General features: G+C 70.6%; 3 protein-coding genes and 1 pseudogene. 2 read left to right on the top strand and 2 right to left on the bottom strand.

All coding sequences use genetic code 11. From position 1 onward, the window contains the following. Nucleotides 1–122 precede the first annotated feature (122 nt). Both V7Q42_RS21055 and V7Q42_RS21050 read left to right on the top strand, forming a co-directional pair. A pseudogene (locus V7Q42_RS21055) lies at nucleotides 123–847 on the top strand (IS5 family transposase); the annotation flags it as partial. 197 nt (nucleotides 848–1,044) lie between these two features. Then, entirely contained in the window at nucleotides 1,045–1,524 is a 480-nt protein-coding gene (locus tag V7Q42_RS21050) for a type II toxin-antitoxin system HicB family antitoxin (RefSeq protein ID WP_333826233.1), read from the top strand. 77 nt (nucleotides 1,525–1,601) lie between these two features. On the opposite strand, the gene V7Q42_RS21045 is transcribed toward V7Q42_RS21050, so the two are convergent. Beyond that, nucleotides 1,602–5,360 (bottom strand): AAA family ATPase, encoded by a 3,759-nt coding sequence (locus V7Q42_RS21045; RefSeq protein ID WP_333826232.1) that lies wholly within the window; start codon nucleotides 5,358–5,360, stop codon nucleotides 1,602–1,604. 4 nt (nucleotides 5,361–5,364) lie between these two features. Then, a complete protein-coding gene (locus tag V7Q42_RS21040; RefSeq protein WP_333826231.1) occupies nucleotides 5,365–6,600 on the bottom strand; it encodes an exonuclease SbcCD subunit D in 1,236 nt (411 codons plus the stop codon). Between the last annotated feature and the right edge of the window lie 225 nt (nucleotides 6,601–6,825).

Raw genomic sequence — 6,825 nt, 5'->3', positions numbered from 1 at the left:
GAATCAGATCCCCAAGGCCGGGGGAACCCCCGTTAACCCGAGTTCAGGGCCGTGGTTCTGTACCCGAACCTCTTGTCTTGCGTTGCGAGGGCTGATTCGAGGCTTCCGAAAGGAGGCGTTCGATGGCGCGCTTCGATCTGACGGACGAGGAATGGGCGATCGTCACTCCCCTGCTTCCTGGAGCCGAGGGCAAGAAGAACGGTCGTCCGCGATTGGATGACCGGAAGGTGCTGAACGGCATCTTCTTCGTGTTGCGGACCGGCGTGCCGTGGCGCGATCTTCCGGAACGTTACGGCCCCTACACGACGGTCTACAACCGCTTCAACCGATGGGCCAAAGCGGGGATCTGGATCGGCGTGTTCGAGGCTCTGGCGGCCGGATCGCCGGAATCGCTCGAATTCGTCGACAGTTCGATCATCCGAGCCCATCAGCATGCTGCCGGAGGAAAAAGGGGGGCCCGGATCACGCCATCGGCCGTTCTCGTGGAGGATTGAGCACCAAGATCAACGCCTTGGTGGACGCGCGAAGGCTCCCGGTGCGCATCGTTCTGTCTCCCGACAAAGCCGCCGTTCCCCTCCTCTTCGATGGCCGAAGAGCAGGCGATGTCGTCGCCGACCGTGGATACGACGCCAGAGCCATCCTCGAACTGGTCGCCGCGCTCGGCGGGACCGCGCACATCCCGACCTGTTCGGATCGCCGCGTGCAGCGATCCGTCGACCGCGAACTCTACCGAAAGCGCAACCTCGTCGAGCGGTTCTTCTGTAAATTAAAGCACTTCCGGCGTGTGGCCACCCGCTACGAGAAACTCGCGGCGAACTACCTCGCAGCCGTGCTCCTCGCTGCGACCCGGCTCTGGATGCGGTTCGAATCCATGACCCCTAGCCCTCACGCCGAGGGGGGCTTGCCCATACCTCATGCTCGCCCTATCAAACCGGTCTATATTAAGAAGTTGGTAAGTCTCGCGGATGCTCACTCGGCAGAGGAGAGCAAGGTCTCCGGTGTCGGAGCGTCGCGCGATCGACTGAAAGAGAAGGGGACAGATCGATGAAGGAGAGCTTCTATCCGATCGTCGTCTCGGCTCTGTCCGAGGAAGACGGCGGCGGTTTCGTCGCCCAGGTTCCCGATCTCTACGGTTGTATGGGGGACGGTGCCACCCCCGAGGAGGCCGTCACCGATGCGCTCAAAGCGACCATCGAATGGTGCGCCGAAATGCGGCGGCTCGGCCGCGACATCCCGGAACCCGGATCCTTCCAGGAGCATTTTCATGCGGAACGGTCGAAGATTCGGGACTTGATCGAAGGGCTCGTAAAGGAGCTTCACCAGGTCATCGACGCACAGAATCGGGTCATCGACGCCAAGGACAAGGAAATCGATCGGCTTCTCAGTCGGATCACCGACCTGCAGATCGAGCTTCGCGCGCTGGATGACGAAGGTGGCGCGAATGCCGCGCGAGGTTTGCCCTGGATCAAGTCGGGTCCGGTCACCGCAGCCGTCGAAACGGATACACCGGAGCGCCGCCACTGACGTGTTTCGGCGATCACGTGCTCGCTACCCTTTCGTCCCGAGCGTCGTCGGCAGACAACTCTGATCCGCATAAGGTGTCACGCCGCCCCGACCACCTGGACACGTGAGCGGCCGGCGCCGGCCTTTTCGACGCGGATCTGGACCGGGATGCGGTCGTGCATGGCGGCGACGTGGGAGATGACGCCGACCTTGCGGCCTTCGCTCTGCAGGCCTTCGAGCGCGTCGATGGCGACGTCGAGGGTGGCGGCGTCGAGCGAGCCGAAGCCCTCGTCGACGAACAGCGTGTCGACGAAGGACCGCCGCCCTTCGAGCCCGGAGAGCGCCAGCGCCAGCGCCAGCGACGCGAGGAACCGCTCGCCGCCCGACAGCGATCGGGTGGAGCGGACCTCGTCGCCCATGTCGCGGTCGACGATGGTCAGGCCCAGCCCCTCCGCCCGCGCCAGCCGGTAACGCGGATTGAGGCTGGCGAGATGGCGATTGGCGAGTTCGGTCAGTCGGTCCAGGGTGATGCCCTGGGCGAAGCGGCGGAACTTGTCGCCGTCGCGCGAGCCGATCGCCTCGTCGACGGCGCCGAGCACGTCGCGTCGCGCGGCGGCGCGTTCGATCTCGCGATCGAGCCCTTCGGCCGCCGCCCGTGCCGCATCGTCGGCGGCGAGCATCTGATCGAGAGCGCCGATCTCTCGGTTGAGCGCTTCGGTCTCGGCACGGGCCGCGGCGAGCGCCTCCTCGAGGGCGGCGGGCTCGCTCTTCGGCCGACCGCCGGCGAGGGCCGCGTCGAGGTCGCGCCGCCGTTCGCCCAGCGCCGCATGCGCCCGTGTCGCCCGCCGATCGATGGCGGCGACTTCGGCGCGCAGCGCTTCGACGCGTTCGTCGGGGATCGCCAGCAGGGCCCGCGCTTCGTCGAGCCCGAGATCGGCAGCGGCCAGCGCCCGGCCGCGTCCGTGGGCGCGATTGCGGACCGCATCCAGGGCCTCGATCAGCGCGGCGTGGCGTTCGCCGTGCAGGGTCAATGCGCTCTCGTGGGCGGTGCGCGCCGTCGTGAGCCGGCGTTGGGCCGCCTCGAGCGCCGCCGCCGCGTCCGCGCGCGCGTCGGCGGCGGCCGCGCGATGGGCCGCCGTCGCCATGCCGCCGAGCAGGCCGGCGCGCTCCGCCTCCAGCCGCGCCACCGCCTCCAGCCGGCCGGCGAGGGTCACTTCGGCGCCGATCAACGCTTCTTCGGCGCGGATCGACACCTCGCGGGCGGCGAGACGGGCCCTTTCGAGGTCCTTTCCCTCGTCGGCGGCCCGCGCCACCGCCGCCGCCTTGCTGCGGTGATCGTCGACGCCGCGGGCGATGTGGTCGACCAGCGCCTGTTCGTCGCGATCGAGGTCGTCGGGGCCTATCCCGAGACCGGCGAGCAGGGGGGTGAGCCGCACATCGAGATCGGCGAGCCTTCGGCGGGCGCCGGCTTCGGTCTCGGCCGCCGCCGTCGCCTCGCCGCGCGCCGCCGCCTCGTCGGCTTCGTCGTCGCGGCGCGCGGTGCGCCGCGCCTCACGCTCTGCGTCGATCCGTTCGAGATCGCGGCGCAGCGCCTCGATCTCGCCGCGCAGCCGGTCGGCCGCCGCGAGCGCCCGACCGGTCTCGGCCCGCGCCGTCGTCACCTCGTCGGCGAGACCGCCGAGGGCCGCGGTGGGATCTTCGGCCGCCGCTTCGAGAGCGAAGGGGAGGGCGAGGGCGGCTACGGACGCGGCGAGCCGCGCCAGGGCCTCGGCGAGGGTCGCTTCGGCCTCGCCGCGTCGGGTCGCGGCGATGGCGGCGCGTCGTTCGGCGTCGCGACGGCGGGCCTTCACGGCGGCGAGCGCGCCGTCGAGGTCGGCCGCGAGGCGGTCGCAGGCGGCGATCTCCGCCTCGACGGCGGCGCGTTCGCTGCGCACCTTTTCGAGCGCCGCCAGGAGGGTGGGATCGACCGCGACCGGGTGGTCGCGCGCGCCGCAGACCGGGCAGGGTTCGCCCTCGACGAGCCGGGCGCGGAGGCCGAGCGCCTCGGCCGAGACGACCGCGTCGGCCAGTTCCGCCGCCGTCGCCAGACCTTCGCGCCGGGCTCGCAAGCCGGCGCGAAGGTTCTCGACCTCGCCTCGGCGGGTCTCGGTCGCGTCGGCTTCGGCGGCGGTCTCCGCCACCTCCGATGTGGCGGTTTCGCCGTCGCCGATCGCGTCGCGGCGCACGGCGGCGGTGGGAAGGAGTGCGGCGACCTCGCCGCGCAGGGCGAGGAGAGCGTCGTCGCGAAGGCGGGTTTCGGCCTCGGCGATCGCGGCCAGGGCCGCTCGACGTTCGCCGAGACGCGCCTCGATGTCGGCCCGTCGCGTGGCGTTCTCGCTTTCGATGCGGTCGTGTTCGGCCCGGCGCGTGGCGAGACCGGCGAGTTTCGTCTCGGCGACCTCTCGGCGCGCCGCGGCGACGGCGATTTCGCGCGCCGTGGCGATGCGGTCGGCGAGCCGCGCCTCGACGTCGTCCCAACGCTCGGCCAACGGCGCCAGCGGTGCGAGCCGGGCGAGTTCGTGCTCGAGCCGACCGATCTCGGTGGCGAGCGCCAGGCGCCGCGCATCCATCTCTTCCAATCGCGCGCGTTCGCCGTCGCGCGCCTCGAGCGCCGCCCGCCGGGGCGTTTCGGCGGCTTCCGCCTCGCGACGCGCCTCTTCGATCCGCACGTCGAGTTTGGCCGCCGCATCCCACTCGGGAGCGAGGTCGGCGATGCGGGCGTCGACGGAGGCGAGCGCACCCGTGGCCGTGTCGCGGGCTTCGCGGGCACGCTCGAACGTCGGGGTCGCTTCGGCGAGTTGAGCCTCGACCTCGGCCAGCGCCGCAACCGCGGCGGCTTCGTCCTTCTCGGCGTCGTCGAGAAGGGTGAAGGCCGGCGTAAGGCCCCGCGCCCGGGCGATGCGGTCGATGCGCTCGCGCGCCTCGGTCGCCGACGCGCGATCCGCCTCCGCGGCGGCGCATTCGGCTTCCGCCGCCGCCAGACGGGTCTCGGCTCCGGCGATGCGATCGTGGGCGGCGAGACCGGCGCGTGCCGCATCGCTGCGCTCACGCGCCTCGCCGAGACGTTCGGCGAGGCCGGCGCGATGGGCGGTTCGCTCGCTCCGCGTCGCCGCGTCGAGGAGGCCGATCTCGCGGCGCCGGGCCTCCAAGAGCGCCACCGCCTCGCGCGCCTCGCGGGCCTTCTCGAAGGCGCGGGCGGAGAGGCGGGCGTAGATCTCGGTGCCGGTGATCTTTTCCAGAAGGTCGGCGCGTTCGTTGTCGTCGGCGCGCAGGAAGGCGTCGAAATCGCCCTGGGCGAGGAGGACGGTGCGGCGGAACTGTTCGAAGGTGAGGTCGGTCAGGTCGACGATACGGGCGTCGGCGGTGCCGATCTTGTCGGCGATCGTCTCCGACGGTTCGCCGTCGGGGCCGAGACGATCGATCTTGCGGGCCGCGGGTTGCAGGCGGCCGCCCGGCTTGTTGCGGGCGCGATAGGCCGACCATTGCGCGCGGTAGGCGTTGCCGTCGACCCCGACGAAATCGACCTCGGCCCAGCCGCTCGCCGCACCGCGCCGGAGGATCGAGCGGGAATCCCGCGCCTTCAGCGCATCGCCCTCGGCGACGTCGGGAATGGTCTCGTCGGCGCCGAGCGAGGCGACGCGGGGGAAACGGCCGTAGAGCGCCAGGCAGATGGCGTCGAGCAGGGTCGATTTGCCCGCCCCGGTTTCGCCGGTGATGGCGAAGAGGCCGGCGCCGGCCAGCGGTTCCGCCCGCAGGTCGATGGCGAAAGGTTCGGCGAGACTGGCGAGGTTCTGGCCGCGCACGGCGAGGATGCGCATCCGCTCACACCTCCTCTCGGATCTCGGCGAACGCGTCGAGATGCACGGCCTCCGGACCGCCGCCGTGGCGGCGGGCGAAGGCGAGGCGGAAGAGCTCCTCCGGGTCGCGCTCGGCGAGATCGACGAAGGCGTCGGCCTCGACGGATGCGGTTGCCGGATCGCTTTCCGGCCTTTCGATCGTATGCCCGACGAGGCGGATCGGGAAAGCCTCGGCGACGCGATCCAGCTCTGCCTTGAGGCCGGGGGTCGGCAGGTCGAGGCGGAGCGCCAGTTGGATCCACGGCCGCTCCTCCACGGCCAAATCGGGCGGGAGATCGAGCCCGGCGAAGGCGGCTTCGATCTCCTCCGGCGCCAGCGTGCCGCGCTCGGGAAGCCGCAGGAATCGCACCGGCCGCGGCAGCGCGAGATGCTCGACCGACGTCGAACCGCCCTCGATCGTCACCAGCGACACGCCGTGGTCGTAGTCGCGCTCGGTCGCCGACAGAGGGAAGAGCGAGCCGGCGTAGCGCAGCGTCTCGCGCCCCATCGCCTGCGGCCGGTGGAGATGGCCGAGGGCCACATAGGCGAGATCGGCGGGATAGAGATCGGCCGGAACGGCGTGTTCGCCGCCGATCAGGATGCGTCGCTCCGCCCCTTCCGATTCCTTCGCGCCGCCGACGGCGAGGTGACCGGTGACGACCAACGACGCGGCGCCGATGCGCGTCCGTGCCGCCGCGATCGCCGCGTCGTGGAAGCTGCGGACGGCGCGGACCACCGGCGATCCCGGCTCCTCCGAGCGGCGATCGATCGGCGGCAGCGACGCCGGTCCGAGGTAGGGCAGCACCAACACGTGCGCGCCGACGGCTCCGGCGCGATCGGGGAGGGGGACGAGATGGCGATCGAGGTCGATGCCCTCCGCGGTGCGCGCCACCGTGCCGACCGCATGGATGCCGAGGGCGGAGAGCACCGGTCGCGGTGCTTCGAGCCGGCCGGCGGGATCGTGATTGCCGGCGGTGACGATCATCGTCAGATGCGGGATGCGCCGGCGCAGCGCCACCAGCGTGTCGTAGAGCAGGCGCTCGGCCCGCGGTGACGGGTTCTGCGTGTCGAAGACGTCGCCGGCGACGATCAGCGCGTCGATCTCCTGCGCCACCGCGATCTCGACGAGAGCGGCGAGCGCGCGCTCGTGCTCGTGCTCACGGCTCCAGCCCATGAGCGTCTGACCGAGATGCCAATCGGCGGTATGGAGGATGCGGACCAACGACGTCTCCTCGAGCGATCCCGAATCGGTCTTCTCCAGACTAATACCAAAGGCCGAAGGTGCTGACGCACCCGGCCTTCGAATACACGCGAATTTCTCATTTTCGTCAGAGGCATGAGAAAATCGCGTCAGGAATACCATCGGTCATTTTCAATGGCCGATGGTATAACGGAGACCTGTGCGCGGATAGCCCTCGACGACCGTCTACTGACGTGATTCACTCAA

Source organism: Pinisolibacter sp. (assembly GCF_036782435.1).
In the GTDB taxonomy this organism is placed as follows: Bacteria; Pseudomonadota; Alphaproteobacteria; order Rhizobiales; family Ancalomicrobiaceae; genus CALBKH01.
This window is presented reverse-complemented; position numbering and strand designations above follow the sequence as displayed.